We start from the raw sequence: 21,607 nt of genomic DNA on the forward strand, positions 1-21,607 counted from the left end.
AATGTTGCAAGTAGAAGTGTGTGACGGCTATGTGTTGCTGAAATTAGTAGGGCGGTTAGATGGCGTTACGATGGAAGTGGTGGAACGAAGTTTTGTTGATATATTAGCCGATGGCTATCGGCATTACGTCATTGATTTATCGCAGTTAGATTATATTAGTAGCGCCGGTTTGCGAGCGATGTTATTTATGATCAAAAAATCGAAAGCGGCAGATGGTCGATTGGCGTTATGTCAGTTGAAGCCTGCGGTACAAGAAATATTTGATTTGTCAGCGTTTAGTACTATTTTTGCTATTTTTAATTGTATGGATGAGGCAGTAGCCTATGTTTTGTCTCCGACAGGAGGTTAATAGATGAATGAAATAATCGTACTTGGGCTTCTTCTAGTTATTGTAATATTGCTTGTCGTATTACGGCATGGCATACACCGAAGAAAGCAGACGGCACTTTTGTTGCAAGTAAGTTTGCAGCTTAGTTCTACGACTAATCGAAAACAACTGATTGAAAAAATTATGAAGTTGACTTCAGCGAGTGTAAAAGGAGAAGGTTCTTCTGTTTTGTTGGTAGATGAGCAGACAGGGGAATTGTATTTTGAAGTGGCAACGGGGGAGCGGAGTGAGCAAGTGAAGCAAATCAAATTGAAAAAAGGCGAAGGTATCGCTGGATATGTAGCAGAAGCAAGACGCTCCTTGCGAATTAACGATGTGACGAAAGATGAACGTTGGTCTAATCGTGTTGCAGTAGCAACAGAAGTGACGACTCGAAATATGCTCTGTGTTCCTGTTTATGCTGGTGATCGGTTGTTAGGCGTATTGCAAGTGATTAATAAGCAGCGTAATAAGTCATTTGCGAAAGCAGATTTACAATTGTTGGAGTGGATGGCTTCGCCAATAGCGGTTGCTTTGGAAAATATGATGTTATACGAGCAATTAGTAGCTTCTATGGAAGAGTTGCGGGTAACTACTGCTACCAAAGAACGATTAGAAAGTGAGATGCTCATTGCAAAACAAATCCAACAACGATTTTTACCTGAACCAGTGTTCCAGCTGGAACAGGTAGCGTTAGCAGCGGAGTTAATTCCGGCACGAGAAGTTGGAGGCGACTTTTTTCATTATGCAATGCTTAGTGAAAATAAGTTGTTAGTTTGTTTAGGTGACGTATCGGATAAAGGGATGCCGGCAGCACTTTTTTTGGCTAGTGTTATGAGCTGGTTGAAAGCAGAACAACGCTATATGAGTTCACCAGCGATGCTACTTCAAGCGATAAACGAAGAATTATGCAGTGAAGAATCAACGATGTTTGCGACTATTTTTGTTGGTGTACTGGAGCTAAATTCCGGTTTATTTGTGTACTCGAATGGTGGTCATTGCCCACCTGTTTTGTTACGACAAAAAGAGACAAAATGGCTGCGAGGCGAGCAAAATTTGCCACTTGGTGTATTGCCCGGTACAAAATATATTGAAAATGTAGTGTGGATTACGGAAAACGACACGATACTCTTTTATACTGATGGCATAACAGAAGCGGAAAATAAACATGGAGAATGGTTTGGGGCGCAGCGATTAATGAAGCAATTGGAGAAGTGGTATCCGATGATGGATGATCAATCGTCTAGTCAGACACCGCAAAGCGTCGTTTCAGAAGTAGTACAATCTGTGCAGCAATTTAGTGAAGGTGTTCATCAATCGGATGATATTGCAGTGATGGCTATGCAATTTACCAATCGTTGTTTGAAACCAGATAAGGCGAAAGGTGTCACGAATGAATAGTATTCTACAGCTATCGACAGATGTTGTTGGTTATCAAAGTATAAAAGAATGGCTAGATGATGAGTTGTTAGTGTTAGATGTTCGTTTGGAATATGCCCTTGATAACATCGTGGCTACTGGAAAAGAGCAGGCAGCTTTATTTTCGGGACAATATTTTAGTAGCGATGCGGCATATGCTTTGCTCAATGAGCAGGAGTATGGGCAGCTAGAATTAGAGCAGCGGATGTTACTAGAACAATTGGAAGAGCGTATAGCGGCTCGTGTTGCTCAAAGTGCTGCACTCGGTTTTGAACTGCCGGTCAAGCGATTGCGAGCGCAATTCGAGTTGACAAGTAGTGAATGGCGAGCACTTATCGTATGCTTTGCTCCACATTATCGAGCGAAGTATTGGCGATTATATGGGTTTGTTCATGATGATATGACGAGACAATCTGTTTCCTTGCAGTTATTGCTTTTGATGTGTTGTCATACGCCACAAGAGTATTATCACATGCTGGAACAAATGCTTGATCCTGCTACAGCGTTACGCCAGTTATTAGTAGATGGAGTACCTGTCGCTGGCGATGATATTTCTGTATTGAAGCAACCGCTCACATTGCATCCTACACTCATTGGCTACATACAAGGATTGCACGTCGATCAAGAAATTGTAGGGATGCATTATTATAACCGCCAGCAATTAATAGAGTTAGAGCCGCTTTTGATCGATGAACATTTACAGCAGAAGCTGCAACGATATGTAACGGAGGAAACAAGGCAGCGAACGTCTCCAAAGTATGGTGTAGTCATTTCGTTATATGGAAAGTCTGGTAGTGGAAAAACGCTGCAATCGCAACATGTTGCAAGGTTTTTGCAGCAAGCTTACATAGAAGTAGATTTAAGCTGTGCCCCGACCTCATTAGTAGCATTTCGTACCTATATGGAACAAATTCTACTGGAAGCGCAAATAAAGCAAGCGTTACTAGTGTTTGATCAGTTGGCTAGTTTAATAGAGGCGGACAAAGCGGATAGTGGGGAAGGTGTGGCAGATTCAGCTACTGCTATCCAAGGAATAGACGGTACGACGAATGTGCGATGGAACTGGCTGTTGGAGCGAATGAAACGTTTTGCTGCACCTATTTTTGTTCATAGTAAAGAGCGACTCAGCGGCATGATGCAGCGAGTGCAGCCGATTGAAGTGCGGCTGGCAGCTCCTACGATGGAGCAGAGCAGTATGTTGTGGCAGCAGTTGACGAAGCGGGAAAAGTTTGCTGATCTTAGCAAACAGGAAGCGGATCGGCTGGCAGCCAAATTTCGTTTTTCACCGGGGCAGATGGTGTCGGCTATCTCGTTAGCGGTGAAAGAAAACAGTTGGCAGCAAGCTGGAGTAAGTGAGGGAGCGGAAGTTGGCATGTGGTTACATCAAGCAGCCTATCGCTCGATTCACCATCAGCTGTCGTTACAAGCGAATAAGATGGAGCATACATTTTCGTGGTCGGATCTAATCTTGCCGGAGGAATCGTTGTATTTGCTCCAACAAGCTTGTCATCGGATGAAGGATCGCTATCAAGTGATGCAAGAGTGGGGTTTTGAACATATCCTTCCTTATGGGCGAGGAATTAGTATGATGTTTACCGGTCCGCCGGGAACAGGAAAAACGATGTCAGCGCTAATTATGGCGAAAGAAATGGATGCCGAATTGTATCGTGTCGATTTGTCGCGTGTGGTGAGCAAATATATTGGCGAAACAGAAAAAAACTTGCGAGCTATTTTTGATCAAGCACAGCAAAGTGGTGCGATTTTGTTTTTTGATGAAGCGGATGCTTTGTTTGGGAAACGATCGGAAGTGAAGGATGCTCATGATAAGTACGCCAATATGGAGACTGCTTTTTTGCTGCAAAAGATGGAAGAATATGATGGATTGACGATTTTGGCTAGTAATTTGTCGCAACATTTGGATGAAGCTTTTATGCGGCGAATTCAGTTTATTATTAAGTTTCCTTTTCCAGATAAACAACAACGAGAGCAATTATGGCGGTCAGCTATACCGCAGCATATGCAAAATGAAACGATAGATTTTACCTTTTTGGCAGAAACATTCGAGCTTTCCGGTGGTCCCATTAAAAACATTATTTTGACGGCGGCTTATTTGGCAGCACATGAGCAGCAATCTACGATAGAAATGAAACATTTTGTCGAAGCAGCCATTCAGGAATATAAAAAGAGCGGTAAGTTGTTATTGCGAGATCGATTAGGTGTGTATGGACAGTATTGGAGGGGGTAGCAAATATGGCGAATTATGCTGTCATCGCAGATGTTGGCTTGTCGTTGGTGAAGGTGTTGCGCGAAGCATTGGTTCCTGATTTGGTTGCTCATTCTGATTATATTGGTCTTGCTCATCCTGCGGATAAAGGCGACTTAAATGTCAGTGTCTACTTATATGAAGTGAAGGAAAATACAGATGTGCGCAGCAATGATTTGATAGATCAGGGAGATCGGATGAGGTATCCACCTATAGCGCTTGATTTGTATTATTTGATAACTGCTCATTCTACTTCGGATGTATTGACGCGAGCTATTGATGAGCAACGAATAGTCGGCAAGCTGATGCAGTTGCTTCACGATCATAATACTTTGAAAGGAGTTGATTTAGTTGGTGCGTTAGAAGGAGATAGCGGCACTTATCGATTGGTGAAGGAAGTGCTACCGCTGGAGACAGCTATTAATATGTTTCCGAATACGCCCTATAAACTATCTCTATGTTATAAGTTAGGACCTGTTTATTTGGATTCTACTCGTACGAAGCAAGTAGGTAGAGTTCGAGAAAGAAAAGTACAATTACAACCAAAGTAGCTTATCCGGAAAGTTTGATAAAAGAGAGGAGGAACCGATAGGTAATGAAGCTTTGCTTTATTACAACTAATCGGGAACAACAATGGCTGAATATTTATCTCCTGGTGTATATGTCGAGGAATTTGATTCTGCTGGTCAACCACTAGCTGGTGTTAGCACGAGTATGGCTGGATTTATTGGTTTAGCGGAAAAAGGTGATGCAGAGGGTCTGCCGCAATTAGTTACAAGTATTAACGAGTTTAAAAGAACGTATGGTACTTATTTAAGTGAAAATGAGTTTGGGGAATATCGTTATTTGACATATGCGGTAGAGCAGTTTTTTATGAATGGCGGTTCGCAAGCTTATATTATGCGAGTAGCTCCTACTGATAGTGTTGTGGCAACAAGCGAAGGTGAATGGTTTGTTGTTAAAGCGAGTAATCCAGGTGCTTGGGGTAATAAAGTGCAGCTTGTATGCGAGTATGAGCCAAAATCGAAAACTCAAGTGTTAGAACATCTGGGAGATACGACATATCGATTAAAAAATAGCGGTGGTTTTGTAGTCGGGGATGAAGTTGTGTTTGTAGACGGTAGTGAATTGCTTTATAACAAAGTAATTTCGGTGCAGGATCATGTTGTCGTGTTGGAAAATGAACTACCTGCTGATGCTATTGATACTTCGTTGTTGCCACAAAAGGTATTAACTGCCGCAGCATTTACGTTACATATCCGAGATGGCGTGGATCATAAAACGTTTGAACAGTGCACGTTTAATGCCGATTCCCCTCATTATGTGAATAAAGTAGCTTCTCGTTCGCAATTAGTGCAAGTAACTGCTAAAGCAGAAGCGACGATTGCTAGTTTGTTTGCGGATAGCGGTGTCGTTTCGATAACGCTTAGTGGTGGAAAAGATGGCACATTGCAAGGTGTCTCACCTGCTGATTTTATTGGGGAAGATCATGGACCAGGTAAGCGAACAGGTATTCAATCGTTTATTGACAATGACCAAATTAGTATTATCGCTATACCGGGTGTGACGGATGCAGCAGTACAATTGGCGCTGGTGGCACATTGTGAATTGCTAGGTAGTAGATTCGCTATATTGGATATTCCACGGGAAAAAACAAAAGTGCAAGATGTACTGGCACACCGTGACATTTTTGATTCTAGTTATGCGGCGCTCTATAATCCGTGGTTGCAAGTGTTTGATCCATTAGAAAAGCGTAATACGTTTATTCCACCATCTGGAACGATTGCTGGTGTTTATGCACGTAGTGATAGTACGCGAGGTGTTGAAAAAGCGCCTGCTAATGAGCCATTGCGTGGTGTTACAGGATTGCAGGTGCAATATAGTAAAGGGGAACAGGATGTACTGAATCCGAAAGGCGTTAATTTAATTCGCAGTTTTTCTGGTCAAGGCATTCGGGTATGGGGTGCAAGAACGACTTCCTCCAACTCCTTGTGGAAATATATTAACATTAGACGATTATTTATATTTGTCGAAGAATCGATTAAAGCAGGTACGAATTGGGTCGTTTTTGAACCGAATGATGAGCGTTTGTGGGCACGAGTACACCGCACGATTGATGCGTTTTTGACGAGAGTGTGGCGAGGGGGAGCTTTGCAAGGAACTTCTCCAGCAGAAGCTTTCTATATCGATATTAGCAATAACACGATGACGCAAGATGATATTGATAATGGTAGATTGATCTGCGTCGTTGGTATTGCACCAGTGAAGCCAGCAGAATTCGTCATTTTCCGACTAACACAAAAAACCAATGAGCAGTAAGTTGTAATGATAATAGATGGATGATGAAAAGGAGAGGTAGTAATGGCAGGCGAACGTAATGATCCATACCGCAAATTTCGATTTCGGGTAGAGGTAGAAGGGATAGAACAAGCAGGTTTTAGTGAAGTATCTGGTTTCGATGCATCGCTAGATGTTATTGAATATCGTGAAGGAACAGATGTTATTACGCCTCGTAAACTACCGGGGCTCGCAAAGTATGGCAACATTTCGTTGAAATGGGGCGCTACAGAATCACTAGATTTGTTTGAGTGGGTACAAGATTGCATCGTAGAAGGAACGGTAGAGCGTAAAACGGTAACGATTATTGCGATTAATGAAGAAGGCGAAGATGTAGCTACATGGCAAGTAATAGAAGCTTGGCCGACAAAATATACTGCTCCAGATTTTAATGCGACGGCTTCAGAAGTAGCGATTGAACTATTGGAGTTAGCGCATGAAGGAATGTTAAGAACGCAATAATAGTGCAGAAATAAACCGGAAACGTTGGAACAACAACAGTCGATGTTGTTCCTTCATCTATTTAATAATCTAGTCCTATAGGAGGGTATAATGATGTCTTTTCAAACAGAGTATACATTTGAGTTGCCACGCGGGTTTGTAGACGAACAAGGGAATTTACACCGTCGTGGTACGATGCGATTAGCGACAGCAGCCGATGAAATATTACCAATGCGTGATCAACGAGTACAGCAAAATCCAGGGTATTTAACCGTTATTCTATTAGCTCGAGTAATTACAAAGCTGGGGGATTTGAAGGCGGTCGATACGAAAACGATTGAACGGCTGTTTACAGCTGATCTTGCTTATTTGCAAAATTTTTATCGAGAAATTAACGAAATGGAAAAGTTAACAGCACCTGCTATTTGCCCAAAATGTGATCATGAACATGAGGTAGATATCTCTTTTTTATCATTAATGGAAGAAGTTTAAGTGTACAGTCTGAAGAGAGATTATATGAAGAAGCGGGTTTTATCGCTTACTACTTCCATTGGACACACGATCAAGTTATGAATATGGAGCATCACGAGCGTCGCAAGTGGTGTGCTGAAATATCGAAAATCAATCGAAAAATGAGTGACGAACCGGAACGGAAAAATCCGTTTGATGTATTTTAAGAAGATGTGTTAGTGCGGGAGGAATCAGCTTTATGCAGCGGAGAAGGCGTGATCAAACACAGCCGGTTAGCGCTTATCGTTTTATGGTAGAGCTCGATGGTTTGCTCGTTGCTGGATTTTCAGAAGTGAGTGGTCTAGTCGTAGAAACGCAGGTCGAAGAATATCGAGAAGGTGGGTTAAATCAGTTTACTCATCGATTGCCGGCGCAAACGGTTCATGTTCCGTTGATATTAAAACGAGGAATGACCAAATCTAATGAGTTATGGAATTGGTATGCTGCTGTAACCGAAGGCAGAATTGAACGAAAAAGTGGTTCGATTATTTTGTTTGATGAGTTTGATCAGGAGTATCGCCGGTGGAATTTTTATGATGGTTATCCAGTGAAGTGGTCGGGACCGGAATTGCAAGCGATGATGAGTGAAGTTGCGGTGGAATATGTGGAGCTTGTTCATAACGGTTTTAAAATGATGTAAAGGCAAAGGTGAGTGACGATATTGCAACAACCTGTTGTACGTAAATCGAGGAAATTGCGAGCTGCTTCCTTTGCAGAGCGAATAATTAAAAAGTATAGTCAGCCAACCATCATTCCCCTGCGCTCACAAGCGCTCGTCTACCTGCGCAATTCGAAAGGGCGCACTATTTTTAATCATGTAAGTACGAGTGTACATGTCACGTTACCTGTTCAACAGCTAGTAATCCAACAAGTGATGGAGCGGGAACGATTAGGTAGTAATAGTCGTGTGATAGTGAAAGATAGCCATAATAGTAGCAGCGAAGTGGAGCGGATAATAGAACTAGAGCAAAAACGGGGTGTTCAGGCGCGGCGTTCGCAAAATGTACGTCAGATGTCGCATATAAATGTACGTCAGATAGCGCATAAGATACATACAACAGATGTGAAGCATATCGCCAGTGTTAATAATATTGCTCAATTGCTTATATCCCGTATCCCCATCGCTCAGTACACTAATCAGGACGTTCATAATGAACTGCAAAAGTTTAATTATCGTACAGTAAGCTCCCAAAAGCACATGTTTAAACCGTTACTGCCGTTATTGAAAATGATTGAGCGTGAGCGAGCGGGTAGTAATAGACGAGTAGTAGTGGAAGATAGCTTTTATAGCAGAAGTCATGTGGAACGGATATTAGAACTGGAACGGAAACGAAATGGAGAACGGAAACAACATTACTATGATAATGACAGTGGTGTTGGTAATGACAACGGTAAAGATAAAGGTCAAAGTAATGTAGGTCAAAAACGTAGTGTTCAGCTGCGAAATTCGCAAAGTGTACGTCAGATAGGGAATAAGATACATACAACAGATGTGAAGCATATCGGCAGTGCTAACTATTTTGCTCAGCTAGCTTTATCTCGTATCCCCGTCGCTCAGTACACTAATCAGAACGTTCATAATGTACTGCGAAAGTTTAATTATCATACAGTAAGCTCCCAAAAGCACATGTTTAAACCGTTACTGCTGTTATTGAAAATGATTGAGCGTGAGCGATCAAGTAGTAATAGACGAATAGTAGTGAAAGATAGCTACTACCATAGTAGAAGTCATGTGGAACGGTTGATAGAACTAGTACGAAAGCGAACCGGAGAACGCAAACAAAATTACTATAATAATGACAGTGGTGTTGGTAATGACAACGGAAAAGATAAAGGTCAAAGTAATGTAGGTCAAAAACGTAGTGTGCAGGTGCAGCATTCGCAAAGTGTACGTCAGATAGCGCATAAGACACATACAACAGATGTGAAGTATATCACCAGTACTAATTATTTTGCTCAACTGCTTATATCCCGTATCCCTGTCGCTCAGTACGTTCGCTGGTTAAAAAATCAGCATGCTAATTATGAATTACATCAATCTATTTATCGCAATGAGAGGTTGGTAGATCGATCTGTTAATCAGTTTGCAGCAATGCAACAAGTAGTGAAAGATATAATTCAACAAAGAAATTTATTAGGTAGTAGTAAAGAGCTTGGAAAAATGGATGGTTTACAAAATAAAGAGATTAATTTTTTAAGTAGTTTACGTGTGTATTCTAAAGCAGAATATCGTCGTTATTTGATGAATCGAAGTAAGACAATGGTTGGAGATCAGTTAAATTCTGTTCGTAGGTATCATAGACTCCATAGATTTAACCAGCCTAATAGATTAGAGGAACTACAATCACGGTTGTTGTTTTCAACGTCAATAAAACATAAACATCAAGCAATAGTGGATAAGTTAGAAACGAAAGTACATAGAGTAGTGAATATAGCGCAACAACCTGTGGGTAGAACGTCAAATATAGTTGGTAATGTGCATCGATTTGGGGATAGAACATTAAAAGTAATGCATATATCGCAGCGAGTTGTGAATAGAACATCAAATATGTTGAATACGACACACCAGCTTGTGAATAGATCAACAAACATGACGAAACTAGCACGTGAACATTTGAGTGAACCAACAAAAATAGTTCAAAATGTACATCGAGCTGGGGATAGTACATCGAACGTAGTAAAGATAGCACATCAGCATACGAGTGAATTAACAAAAGTAGTTCATAATGTGCATCGAACTGGGGATAGAACATCGAACGTGGTAAAGATAGCACGTCAGCATATGAGTGAATTAACAAAAGTAATTCATAATGTGCATCGAACTGGGGATAGAATGTCGCAAGTGGTACATGCATCGCATCAAAATGTGAATAGAAAGTCGAACATGTTGAATACAGTCTATCAGCCTGTGAACAGATCAACGAACATGACGAATATGGCACGTCAGAATTTTAGTGAATCAACAAAAGTAGTTCGTAATGTGCATCGATTTGGGGACAGAATGTCAAATGTGGTGAATGTAGCGCGTGAGCATGTGAGTGAATCAACAAAAGTAATTCATAATGTGCATCGAGCTGGGGATAGAATGTCGCAAGTGGTATATGCATCGCAACAAATTGTGAATAGAATGTCGAATGTAGTGAATACGGCGCATCAGGCTGTGAATAGTTCATCGAATATGATTAATTCATCGTATCAACATGTGAATAGATTAATAAGTGTAGGGAATATGGTGCATCGGGCTGGAGATAGGATGATGCGTCGATCTGAGTCTGTGGACAGGTTTAATGAAGCCGCAGTGATGGTGAAGCAGGGTGAAGTGTTTGTTCGGCATGAAAGTAAGGGAACGGGGATACCTTTGGTTGTGTTGCAGCGTTCTATAGCGAAAAAAGATATATTAGTGCAAGAAAATAGTAAAGCGGTAAAACAGATAGAGACAACCGTTGCAACGATGAAAGAACAGTTAGATAAAGTAAAAGAACAGATGGATACGAATGAACGATTGACTGTTCAGCAAATGACAGATCGTTTGTTGCGAGAGTTTACGAAACAAACGAAGCTTACGATGCAGAAACGAGGATTTTAGCAAAAAATCATGCCTAGTAGTTTTGTCGTTGTGGATAAACGAGTGGAAATAGTGCTGTTGTTTAGTTGAAAGAGTAGATAACGATGGCGTTACTGTAGATAAGAGAGTAGGTGAGTGGGTTGGCGTTGAAGAAGGCAATGATCTGGGTGGAGAGCGGTAGTAGTAATGAGCGAATGGATGTGATGTTTAATCCGAGTGAGTATAGTTTGGATTCATCGAATAAGTTTTCGTGGCAAGCGGTTCCTGGGTTATCGCAGCCGATTGCTCAATTTGTTAATGGAGAAGCTACGTCGTTAAGTATGGAGTTGTTTTTTGATACGTATGAGAAAGGGACGGATGTTCGCAAGCAGACGATGAAAATAGCTTCTTTGTTAGAGGTGGATAAAGATTTGCATGCGCCGCCGTTGTGCCGGTTTGTATGGGGATCGTTGCAGTTTAAAGGTGTTTTGGAAAAGGTGACGCAGCGTTATACGATGTTTCTAGATTCGGGCTTACCGGTGAGAGCGACATTGCAGGTGACGTTTCGTGCGGTGCAAAGTTTGGTGGAGCAGTTTAAGCAAATTCCTCGTCAATCGGCAGATCGGACAAAGCAGCGAACGATTAAGCAAGGAGAGCAGTTGTGGCAAATTGCTGCGGAAGAATATGAAGATCCGGCTTTGTGGCGGGAGATAGCTACGGCTAATGGTATAGAAAATCCAAGTCAATTGGAAGCAGGAATGGTGCTTAAAATACCGCGATTGTACGGCTGAGAGGAGTAGACGGATGAGTGATATTAAGCTGGATAGTAAGACGTATACTTTTGATCAGCTGGAAAAGAAGTATCGGCAGTTTATTGCACCGGGCTACAAAATACGTGTCGATGGTCAAGATATTGTAAAAGCGGGCATGGCTATTCGCGAATTAACAGTGGAAACGACGATAGCAAATGAAGCAGATACAGCGATGTTTACGATTGTAAATGGGTATAATCTTGTGTCACGGCAGTTTGAATGGCTGGGCGGCCTGCTTGCGCTAGGCAAAGAGATTGAAGTGCATATTGGTTATACGGATCAAATGACGGCTATATTTTCCGGATATATTACGAACATAAATACTGAGTTTTATCCGAATGAAACGCCTACTATTGCGGTTACTGGTATGGATTTGTCGTTTAAAATGATGCGAAATCGAGCGGCACAGACGTGGTCTAATAAAACGATATCCGACGTTGTGCGAAGTATCGGGCAGCAAAATGGGATAAGTCAATTTGAGATGGATAGTACAACGGAGCAACTGCCGACATTTACTAAAAAACCGGATAATGATTTTCACTTTTTACAGATGCTTGCCCAAAGCATTAACTATGAATGTTTTGTTGTTGGGAAAACACTTTATTTTCGCAAGTACGGTCATCATACGTCATCTGTTATTACGCTATCGTTAGGAAAGCATTTGCAGTATTTGCAGATGGAGCAAAGTATTGCGGAGCAAGTAAGCGATGTAACGGTTCGTAGCTGGGATGCTGAAAAGCAGCAGATCTTAATAGGTACAGCGAGTAAAATGCAGCCGATTGGATCGAATACGAAAACGGGTGCAGATATTATGCGGACGTTGGGTAAGTTCGAGGAAGTGTTGTATTTGAACGCAGCGGACAGTCATGACGCTAAATTGAAGGCAACGGCAGCACTGCACAGACGAGCGATGCGACTTGTAGAAGGTGAAGCACATTGCCTCGGTTTGCCGGAATTACGAGCGGGAAGATTTGTGACATTTGATGGTTTGGGCAAGCAACTGAATCAGCCATATTATATAAAAACGGCCACCCATATTTTGAATGAGCAAGGTTATTCTACTCGTCTCAGGGTGCAAGGGAATGCGGTGTGATAACAATGTATGAGTCATTAAACGATCGTAGTAGTGAAGTAATGGGTTTAGTACATGGTGTTTATATCGGAATTGTAACGGACAACAAAGATGAGCAAAATTATGGCAGAGTGCAAGTGAAGGTTCCTATTTTTGATAATAATCATATTTTGAATTGGGCTAGAGTGGCGACTTTAATGGCGGGTAGTAAGCAAGGTACGTTATTTGTTCCAGATGTTGGCGATGAAGTGTTAATTGCTTTTCATATGGGGGATGTAAGGCAGCCGATAGTGATTGGTAGTTTGTGGAGCAAAACGCAAGTGCCGCCAGAAGGAAAAGATGAGAAAAATAATATTCGCAAAATAACGACTAGATCAGGGCATCAATTGATATTTGATGATAGTGAAGGAAATGAAAAGATAACGCTGCAAACGAAAAAAGGGCATGTGCTCGAATTGAAGGATAAGCAGGATGAATTGGTATTAACGGACTCATCTAAAGTTAACGTCATTCAAATAAATGGCGGTTCGGCAAATGAGATCACCGTAAAAAGCGGGAAAAATACCATAACAGTTAGTAATACGGGAGAAGTATCGATTGAAAGTTTGAAAAGTATTCGGTTAAAAGCAGCGCAAATTGCAGTAGAAGCTACGGCAACGCTAGATTTGAAAGCAAGTGCGGCATTGAATTTAAAGTCGGATGGGTTGATTACGATCAAAGGATCGCTCGTTAATATAAATTAGTACATAAATAGTAGTAATGGTATGTGGTGCACGGCAGGACGAAGGAGCGGAGGGGTGGGAAAATGTCGAAACAATTTTTGGGACGTGGTTTTAAATTTCCGATTGAAGTGGATGAAGTGACAGGGCGAATGGTAATGGTAGAGTATGAGGATGATATAGCGGAAGCTATTAAAATTGTTATATTAACGTCAAAAGGGGAGCGGGTCATGCGTCCCGACTATGGCTGTTCGATTGATCGTTATTTGTTCGAGGGAAATGATGATACGACACTTCGTTTAATAGAAAAGGAAATAGAAGAGGCGTTAATGCTGTGGGAGCCAAGGGTGCATGAAGTAGAAGTAGTAGTGGAGCGAGAAGCGGGAGCAGATCATAGGTTACTTATTCATGTCCAGTATACGGTACGGACGACAAATAACTTGTTTAACCAAGTATATCCATACTATTTGTATGAAGGATCAAATCATTAGATAGGCGGGAGATGGAAATGAGCAAAGGTAATGCAGTAGCGAAGGTTGTAGATCGTCTTCCGATTGTTGACCAGCGTACACAAAAACAGATCATCGAGCAATTGCAAAAAATGGCTGCCAGCTATGTGCCAGAATGGCGATTTAGCTTGGACAATCCCGATCCAGGCTCAGCGTTAGCGTTACTATTTGCTCATTTATTAGAAGGAAATATTGCACGGTTAAATCAAGTGCCACTGAAAAGCTTTATTACTTTTCTCAATCACTTTCAAGTGAGCTTTTCCCCTGCTCGTCCAGCGTTAGCTTATCTTACATTTAAACTAGCAGAAGGTACGCCGCAAGAAGTGTATGTAGAGAAAGGCTTGCAAATAGCGGCTATTTCGCCACAGCAGATCGAGCCGATTATTTTCGAGACAGCAGGTCCAGTAGTGTTAACACCGGCACAAATAACGAGTGTATATGCGCTTCAACCGTCCAGAGATAGTATTGTGTTACTTGCTGAACAGACGGATGGATTAATAGGAGAAGCGGGTAATGGAACGGTGCTGTTTGATCATAGTGGTGTAAATATGCAGCAGCATGTTCTATATTTGCGTCATAATTTTTTGTTTGTTTTGGAGCAACCGGCGTATATTGAGCTTTCGTTTTTTCATTCGATAAATGAACAAGCGGCCGAGGAAGCGGCTCATTTGTTAACAGATATGCGGCAATTGAGTTGGGAGTATTGGTCGGCGGGAGAGTGGGTTCCGTTTGATCGGGTATATGGGAGGCAAAATATTATTCGTCTCTTAAAGTTGCGCGAGCAAGCGATAGAAGAGAAGGAAGTGTTTGGGCAGCAAGGATATTGGATTCGTTGTCGAATGCTAGACAGGTATAAAAAAGGGCAGCAACAGATTGCTTTGCCACAACAATCGATTTTAAATAAAGTTCAGTTTGAGCGGATGCTAGTAAAAAGTGAATATGCTTCTGCGACAGCGCAGTCTGGTTTATGGGCGGACAAAATGTATTATAACGATTTGCCTTTAATTGATGAAAATGGCTATTTTCCGTTTGGGCAATACTTTGCAGCTCATAGTATGTTTTATATTGCCAGTAAGGAAGCATTTTGTAAGTTGGGTGCGAAAATTACTGTGCAGTTTGAGATGGAATTAGTACCATTTCGACTTGTTCCAGAACATCCAAGACCAATTCAATGGAAGCCAATTATGCGTCGTGATGTTGTAGATGCGACGGAAATTCCTGATATGGTGACGATTGCTGAATTGCAGTGGGAATATTGGAATGGGCGAGCGTGGGTTATTTTGCAAGTAGCAGCAGAAGCTAAAACGATATTTAAGGAAGTTTGGGAAGGTCAAACGATAGGGGAAGTGACGTTCGATTGCCCGGCGGATATGAGCGAGATGATCGTAAATGCAGAGCAAAATTATTGGATACGAGCTCGCATTTTGCAAGTGGCTAATGCTTATTCGGCTAACGCTGTTTATTGTGCGCCTCAGCTACAACATTTACGGATTCGGTATGGATATGAGATGCCATTGCATCATCCACAGCAATTGTTTATGTATAACAATTTGGAGTTGCTGGAGCGAACGAATGAAGTGAGTAGTGGCGGAAGTGTCATCAGACCATTCGTTTCATTGGATAGTAAGGAGCCGGCTTTGATGTTCGCTTTTGATCAGCCACCGATAAAAGGGCCTATTCACTTATATGCAGAAGTTGTTGCTCCCAAAATACTAGATCAACATATCCCACATATGGAATGGCAATATTTGAGACAGCAAGCAGGTCATCAAGTATGGACGACACTACCTGTTGCTGATGAAACGAATGGTTTTACGCAAACGGGTGTTATTCAATTTGTTGGTCCTACTGATTTTGCAGAAGCTACCTATTTTGATAAACGGAAATATTGGCTACGAGCGGTAAATAGAGATCATCGCCATGAACAATTAGCGCAAATAGCATCAAGCCCACGTCTGAAGGAACTGCGGATAAATACAACTTTGGCGATACAACAAATGACGGTTATTAATGAATTTCCGCAGAGAAGAGCGGCAGAAATTGGAGCAAGTGAACAGCATACTTATGCGCTAAACCAAACACCTATATTGACGGAGCAAGTTTGGGTAGATGAGACGAATCAACTGACCACTGCTGAGATCGAGCAATTACAACGGAACAATGTACCACTAAACATCGTTACTGATTCTGCGGATCAAGTGATCCAAGTTTGGGTGCAGTATGAAGTGGTGGAATATTGGCATCACTCTACTCCCTTTGATCGTCATTATCGGGTAGATCGAGCGCTTGGACACTTATATTTCGGGGATGGGAAAAGAGGAAAGACGGTTGCGCAAGATGGTACGGATAAGGTGAAGGTTACTTATACGACTGGTGGTGGCGAAGTTGGAAATGTTGCTAGTCATACGATACAAACGATGCAAAATACTGTTGCTTTTGTCGAACGGGTAACCAATTATGGGGCAGCAGCTGGCGGTTGTGACGGCGGTAATTTGGAAGAGGCGTTGAAGCGAGGTCCGAAGCGATTGGCGCATCGCAATCGAGCGGTAACGATCGAAGATTTTGAGTGGTTAGCCTATGAAGCACATCCTAACATTGCCAAGGTGAAGTGTTTGCCTAATCGAAATATTTTGCTGGAAAAAGAAGTAGGCTCTGTTGTGATTGTCGTCTTGCCGAAGTCGGGCGGGGGAGCTGGAGCGCATTTTCAAGAAATTAAACGGTCGATCGAGCTTCGTCTGAAGGAACAAGCGGCAGCAGCGCTGGTTGGTAATATACAGGTGCTAGCACCGGCAGTCCTAGAAATAGCAGTGCAGGCGATTGTTTGGGTGCGCAGTATGGATGATGTTGTGCCAGCAGAAGCGGAGTTGTTACATAAATTAGAGCAGTTTCTTGATCCATTAACTGGTGGAACGGATGGGCAAGGATTTGATATTGGTCAACGTATTCATTCGTCGATGTTTTTTGCTTTAATGAAATCTTGCAGTTATGTCGTCCATATTCCACAGCTAGCGTTAGATGCTTACAAGTTGGAAAGCGGTGAAAGGCAAGAATGGCATTTGGATGGCGCGAAATCGTTGCCGCATAGTATCGTAATGAGTGGAAAACATCGCATTATGGTTGAAGTTTATAAAAAAGGGGAGTAGCGGGACATGTTGCCATTGCCTAATTTGGATGATCGAACGTTTGAGCAGCTGGTGCAAGAGGCACGTCAGCTTATTCCGACAATATTTGCGGAGTGGACAGATGAAAATACGCATGATCCTGGTATGACATTGCTAGAGATGTTAGCTTGGCATGTGGAGATGCAGCAGTATCAGTTGAATCGTATATCAGATAGTCACGACCGTAAGTTTTTACGTCTACTTGGGGAAATGCCACGAGATGTACAGCCAGCGAGTACGTCGGTGAGCATATCGAAGTCGCCGTATCCGATGTATATTCCGTATGGCACGTTGCTATGGGTGAGAGATCTACCATTTGAGACGATACGACCGTTTACGGCATTGCCTGATTTTCAACAGCGTATCACTTTGCGGAGCAATAACGGAGTGCAGCTTATAGAAGAAGATATGGCGAGTGGCAGGACGGTCATTTATCCGTTTGGTGAAACTGCTACACGTGGTGCAAGTGTTACTTTGACACTGGAAAAAGCGTTACCGCCTTCGTTACCTTTATCGCTATGGATGGAGTTGGACGGTCAAGAACCGCTTCATCGTATTCCGGCAAGGTATCGCCAGTTTACGCCATCGGGGCAGATTGAGTGGTCGTATTGGCATACGTTTACTGCTGAGGATAGGCGAGGGAAAAGCGAAACGCTGGAGGGGGAGCAAGGTCAGGAGCTAGCGGATGAACAAGGGAATAATCAAGGGAATGAGCTAACGAATCGGCAGGAACTAGTAAGCCAACAGGAACAAGCAAGTCAAAAACAGCAAGTGAGTGAAAGTCAACAGGAACAAGACATGGCAGCTATAGGGGAATGGCGATTACTGCCCTTAGAGCGGGATGAAACGTATAGTTTACACCAAAGCGGACCGATTTTATTTTCTATACCGAAAGATGCAGTTCAAGTGAAAGAAATAAAAGCTACCTTAATAGATGGTTACTATAATGATCCGCCACGTATTCGTCGGTTAATTTGGAATGAAGTATTTGCTCGGCAAGGTCAAACATTGTGCATATCTGTTTGTTTTGATGGAAAAACAAGTGCAGATGGCGAAGAACCGTTAATCGTATTAGAGCATGGGTTGTTTTTGCAAAGTGAATTAACGGTACAGTTTGAGACGGAAGCGGGTTGGATTGATCAACCGACGAGCGATTATATGGTTAATTTTACAGATGAATTAGTTAGTTTACAGTTTCAAGAGGGAGTGCAGTTGCCAGTAGGAGCGCTATCAATTCGGGTTATTGCTAGTTCATCCAGCTTTGCCAATAAGCGATTGCTCGGTACGGGTACGGGCATTTCTGGGCAACAATATATGTTGCCGGTGCAACCGTTATTAGCGGATACGTTACAGCTTCAGGTTGGTAATTGGCATGCAGAGCGACAAGAAATGGTTTGGCAGGATTGGGAGCGAGTATTTGATTTTGATGAATCGTATGAAGATAGTTTGCATTATGTCATAGATCAAGAAGCTGGAGTAATTCGCTTTTCGGATAGTGTGTATGGCGCAGTGCCGCCTCGTACAGTGCAACCGAACATTCGGATCATTAATTATCGAATAGGTACGGGCGCAGCGGGAAATGTAATGGCAGATACGATCCATGAACTTGATTATTTTAATATCCCCTTGCAGGTGACGAACTTGTTTCCAGCTTATGGCGGAACGGAAGCGGAGACGGTGCAAGATGCATTGGAGCGTGCGAAGGGTGCGATGATGCAGCCGAAGTGTGCCGTTACAGTAGCGGATATAGAGCAGCGAGTATGGGAAATTCCTGGTTTGCGGTTAGTAAGAGTGAAGGCGATTAGTGGCTTTAATCCGAAATGGCAGCAAGCGAGTAAAGTAGCAGCAGGTCATATCGCAATTGTAGTTGTACCGTACAGTAAGGAAGCGGAGCCGCATCCTAGTGAAGGTGTTATTCGGACAATTAAAACGCATTTGGAACCTTACCGATTGTTAACAACGACGATGCATATTATTGCACCAGCATATATTAAAGTGACGATTAGAGCGATACTTGTCGTTCATCCTCGCTATGAAGGTCGTGAAGAGGAAGTGCGACAAATGTTATCTGAATGGTTGCAGCCGTATAATTCCACGATAAATAGTAACAGGCAGTTGGAGCAGGGGTGGTCATTTGGCAAATCCGTACACAAAAGCGATGTGTTCAATCAGCTGCATCAGGTAGCTGGAGTACAGTATATTCAAGATTTGTGGTTAATTTCTGAAGGAAGTCAAGCGTATACAGATGAAGGTGGAGATATACATATTCCGCCCAATGGTCTTGTTGTATCTGGTGTTCACGATATTGAATTTATCGTAGCAACGTATTAAAGGGAGGCGATCTACAATGGGTAAGCGAACTTTCTTCTCGTTTCGATCGTCTGTCGATTGGAAGCGGGGATGGCAGGCACAGTTAACGAACGATGCAGCTGCACTAGCTATAGAAAAAGAAAATGTGTATCGGCAATGTCATACGGAGCAAATCGTCAATAGTCGACTAACCGCTTCTATTATAGATACAACGACAGATGTTGCTGGTAAGTGGTATGTGCTGGATGACGCTCGAAATATATGGCGGTTAGATACTGTGCAGCATGATGCTGAGCGAATGATACAATTAGAGGGCGATGATCAGCTGCAACCAGTTCAGCTAGCGGCAGCGGCGGAAACGATGGCGGTGCTATATTCCACAGTTGTATCGACTATTGCGATTATGCAAATTAACGGGGCACAAATTCGTGCGCAAATAACGGATTGGTACGGAGAGAAGTTTACCGGATATGCTATCGCAGCTGATCGGCAAGGTGGTTGGTTAGTAATTGCTACGTTGGCAGAGCAAACGGCTTTGCAGTTACTTCGCTTCGATAGATTTGGGATGCCGACGATCAAAATGGCATTGGACGACTACTTTAGGTTGGATGAGAATGTAACATCTTCTACTAGCGAGCGAGCAGCTCAACAAGGACAACAATTTCAAATTGTATTTGATATGTACGATAATTGCTGGATATTGCAGCATGCAGCAGAGCAAATCATTTCGTTAGATTTGACGACTAATTATGTTGTTTCACAGTTACAAGTACCGATAGTTCAGCATCAGCAGCAGATTGTGTCCATTGGCTCTGGTCAGCAAAACGAGCAGCATATTTTATGGATTTTAGTAAGAGAGCAGACGAAGGAACAGCAATTATCTTTAATCGGATTAAATGAGCAATCGGAAGTTGTACAAAGAGGGTACGTAAATAATTCCACTGCCGATCGAATGGTTGTCAGTAAGCAGGCTGTTTTTTTGTGGGATGGACAAGAAAAACTGTTAACGCGAGTAGAACCTGTGCTAGAGCCGGCAGTGTGGGAGCTAACTAGTAGTAGAAGCGGTGTTTGGATTAGTTACGCTTTGGACAGCGGGGAGAATGAGACGATTTGGCACAGACTGACGATGGAAGCTCATGTTCCGCATGATTGCCAAGTAAATATTCGCTATTATGCAAGTGATCAACGGGAAATATGGGCGGGAGATAAGCGAGTCGTATTGGATGAATGGCTACAGGACAGTTCGACGACAGAAGCGGAAAAATTGGCGGTGTTACAGCCATATTGGTCGAAGCCACTGCGAGACCCACAAGATGCACTTCTTCGTCATGCAACGGGCAGGTATTTGTGGATTCATCTGGAACTGCTTGGTTCGGCACATCATACGCCGACTATTCAGCTGATGAAAGTATTTTTCCCACGTCAATCGTATATGCAGTATTTACCGTCGATTTATGAGCAGACTGCTGGGCAGGATCAGTTTTTGGAGCGCTATTTAACCTTATTTCAGACGATGCTGGAAGAAGTGGATGATGATATCGGTGGCATTACTCGCAGGCTGCAAGTGAATCAAGCTTCTGGTCCATCTCTGCGTTGGTTATTACAATGGCTTGGTATTGAGTCTGATGACTTTTGGAGTGATGAACAATTACGGCAGTTGCTCAAAGAAGCGCCTCAGCTGTATGCCTTACGAGGAACGAAGCAAGCGCTGATGCGGCTGATCGAAATTTATACAGGGGAACGACCGATTATTTTGGAATATGAGCAGATTAAGCCGTTAAAAGAAAATGTTGATATCGGTGAAGTAGCTGATCGTCTCTATGCTGCTGATCCACATACGTTTAACGTATTAGTCAAAGCGGAGCATGTCACTACCGAATTGAAACGAGTAACGTTGCAGCAACTGATTGAAGCGTATAAGCCAGCTTTTGCCTCGTTTAAACTTATTATATTGCAGCCGTGGGTATACATTGATTTGCATTCTTATTTGGGAATGAACACGATTTTGTCCGAGCCGACATTGTTAACGTTAGACAATCAGTCGTCGATGCCACACCATACGATAACGATTGATACAAGTGGCGAAAATAGAATGGATCAGCATACGAGACTCGGTTTGAACGCTCGTTTGGAATAATAGCAG

General features: G+C 42.5%; 17 protein-coding genes. All 17 read left to right on the forward strand.

All coding sequences use genetic code 11. The features are described 5' to 3' along the window. The first annotated feature begins 1 nt into the window (after position 1). Positions 2-349: an STAS domain-containing protein gene (locus tag ACFSTH_RS00060; RefSeq protein WP_377769153.1), complete on the forward strand. Its 348-nt coding sequence runs from the start codon at positions 2-4 to the stop codon at positions 347-349. 3 nt (positions 350-352) lie between these two features. After that, positions 353-1,768 (forward strand): SpoIIE family protein phosphatase, encoded by a 1,416-nt coding sequence (locus tag ACFSTH_RS00065; RefSeq protein ID WP_377769121.1) that lies wholly within the window; start codon positions 353-355, stop codon positions 1,766-1,768. Further along, positions 1,761-4,031, forward strand: a complete 2,271-nt coding sequence (locus tag ACFSTH_RS00070) for an AAA family ATPase (RefSeq protein WP_377769122.1) — start codon at positions 1,761-1,763, stop codon at positions 4,029-4,031. The genes ACFSTH_RS00065 and ACFSTH_RS00070 overlap by 8 nt, the downstream gene beginning before the upstream one ends. Before the next feature lie 5 nt (positions 4,032-4,036). Then, positions 4,037-4,600, forward strand: coding sequence for a DUF4255 domain-containing protein (locus ACFSTH_RS00075; RefSeq protein ID WP_377769123.1), 564 nt, complete (start codon positions 4,037-4,039; stop codon positions 4,598-4,600). Positions 4,601-4,682: 82 nt separating this feature from the next. Then, positions 4,683-6,368, forward strand: coding sequence for a phage tail sheath family protein (locus ACFSTH_RS00080; RefSeq protein ID WP_377769124.1), 1,686 nt, complete (start codon positions 4,683-4,685; stop codon positions 6,366-6,368). A 42-nt stretch (positions 6,369-6,410) separates the two neighbouring features. Next, on the forward strand, positions 6,411-6,848 hold the full coding sequence (locus ACFSTH_RS00085; RefSeq protein ID WP_377769125.1) for a phage tail protein: 438 nt from the start codon (positions 6,411-6,413) through the stop codon (positions 6,846-6,848). 93 nt (positions 6,849-6,941) lie between these two features. After that, entirely contained in the window at positions 6,942-7,319 is a 378-nt protein-coding gene (locus ACFSTH_RS00090) for a phage tail assembly protein (RefSeq protein ID WP_377769154.1), read from the forward strand. Then, complete coding sequence (locus tag ACFSTH_RS00095; protein WP_377769155.1) at positions 7,301-7,504, forward strand: DUF6760 family protein; 204 nt, start codon at positions 7,301-7,303, stop codon at positions 7,502-7,504. Before ACFSTH_RS00090 ends, ACFSTH_RS00095 begins: the two co-directional genes overlap by 19 nt. Positions 7,505-7,536: 32 nt before the next feature. Further along, complete coding sequence (locus tag ACFSTH_RS00100; RefSeq protein ID WP_377769126.1) at positions 7,537-7,977, forward strand: phage tail protein; 441 nt, start codon at positions 7,537-7,539, stop codon at positions 7,975-7,977. A gap of 21 nt (positions 7,978-7,998) precedes the next feature. Beyond that, the gene (locus tag ACFSTH_RS00105; RefSeq protein WP_377769127.1) at positions 7,999-10,923 is read left to right on the forward strand and encodes a hypothetical protein; all 2,925 of its coding nucleotides are present in this window, start codon (positions 7,999-8,001) and stop codon (positions 10,921-10,923) included. A gap of 110 nt (positions 10,924-11,033) precedes the next feature. Next, a complete protein-coding gene (locus ACFSTH_RS00110; protein WP_377769128.1) occupies positions 11,034-11,672 on the forward strand; it encodes a CIS tube protein in 639 nt (212 codons plus the stop codon). A 13-nt stretch (positions 11,673-11,685) separates the two neighbouring features. Continuing rightward, positions 11,686-12,786, forward strand: a complete 1,101-nt coding sequence (locus ACFSTH_RS00115) for a phage late control D family protein (RefSeq protein WP_377769129.1) — start codon at positions 11,686-11,688, stop codon at positions 12,784-12,786. 5 nt (positions 12,787-12,791) lie between these two features. Further along, positions 12,792-13,508, forward strand: a complete 717-nt coding sequence (locus tag ACFSTH_RS00120; protein ID WP_377769130.1) for a phage baseplate assembly protein V — start codon at positions 12,792-12,794, stop codon at positions 13,506-13,508. A gap of 62 nt (positions 13,509-13,570) precedes the next feature. After that, positions 13,571-13,975, forward strand: a complete 405-nt coding sequence (locus tag ACFSTH_RS00125; RefSeq protein WP_377769131.1) for a GPW/gp25 family protein — start codon at positions 13,571-13,573, stop codon at positions 13,973-13,975. Positions 13,976-13,992: 17 nt separating this feature from the next. After that, entirely contained in the window at positions 13,993-17,136 is a 3,144-nt protein-coding gene (locus ACFSTH_RS00130) for a baseplate J/gp47 family protein (RefSeq protein WP_377769132.1), read from the forward strand. A 6-nt stretch (positions 17,137-17,142) separates the two neighbouring features. Further along, the gene (locus tag ACFSTH_RS00135) at positions 17,143-19,485 is read left to right on the forward strand and encodes a putative baseplate assembly protein (protein ID WP_377769133.1); all 2,343 of its coding nucleotides are present in this window, start codon (positions 17,143-17,145) and stop codon (positions 19,483-19,485) included. A gap of 16 nt (positions 19,486-19,501) precedes the next feature. Beyond that, complete coding sequence (locus tag ACFSTH_RS00140) at positions 19,502-21,601, forward strand: phage tail protein (protein ID WP_377769134.1); 2,100 nt, start codon at positions 19,502-19,504, stop codon at positions 21,599-21,601. Positions 21,602-21,607: the final 6 nt, after the last annotated feature.

Source organism: Paenibacillus yanchengensis, assembly GCF_042684845.1.
Lineage (GTDB): Bacteria > Bacillota > Bacilli > Paenibacillales > Paenibacillaceae > Pristimantibacillus > Pristimantibacillus yanchengensis.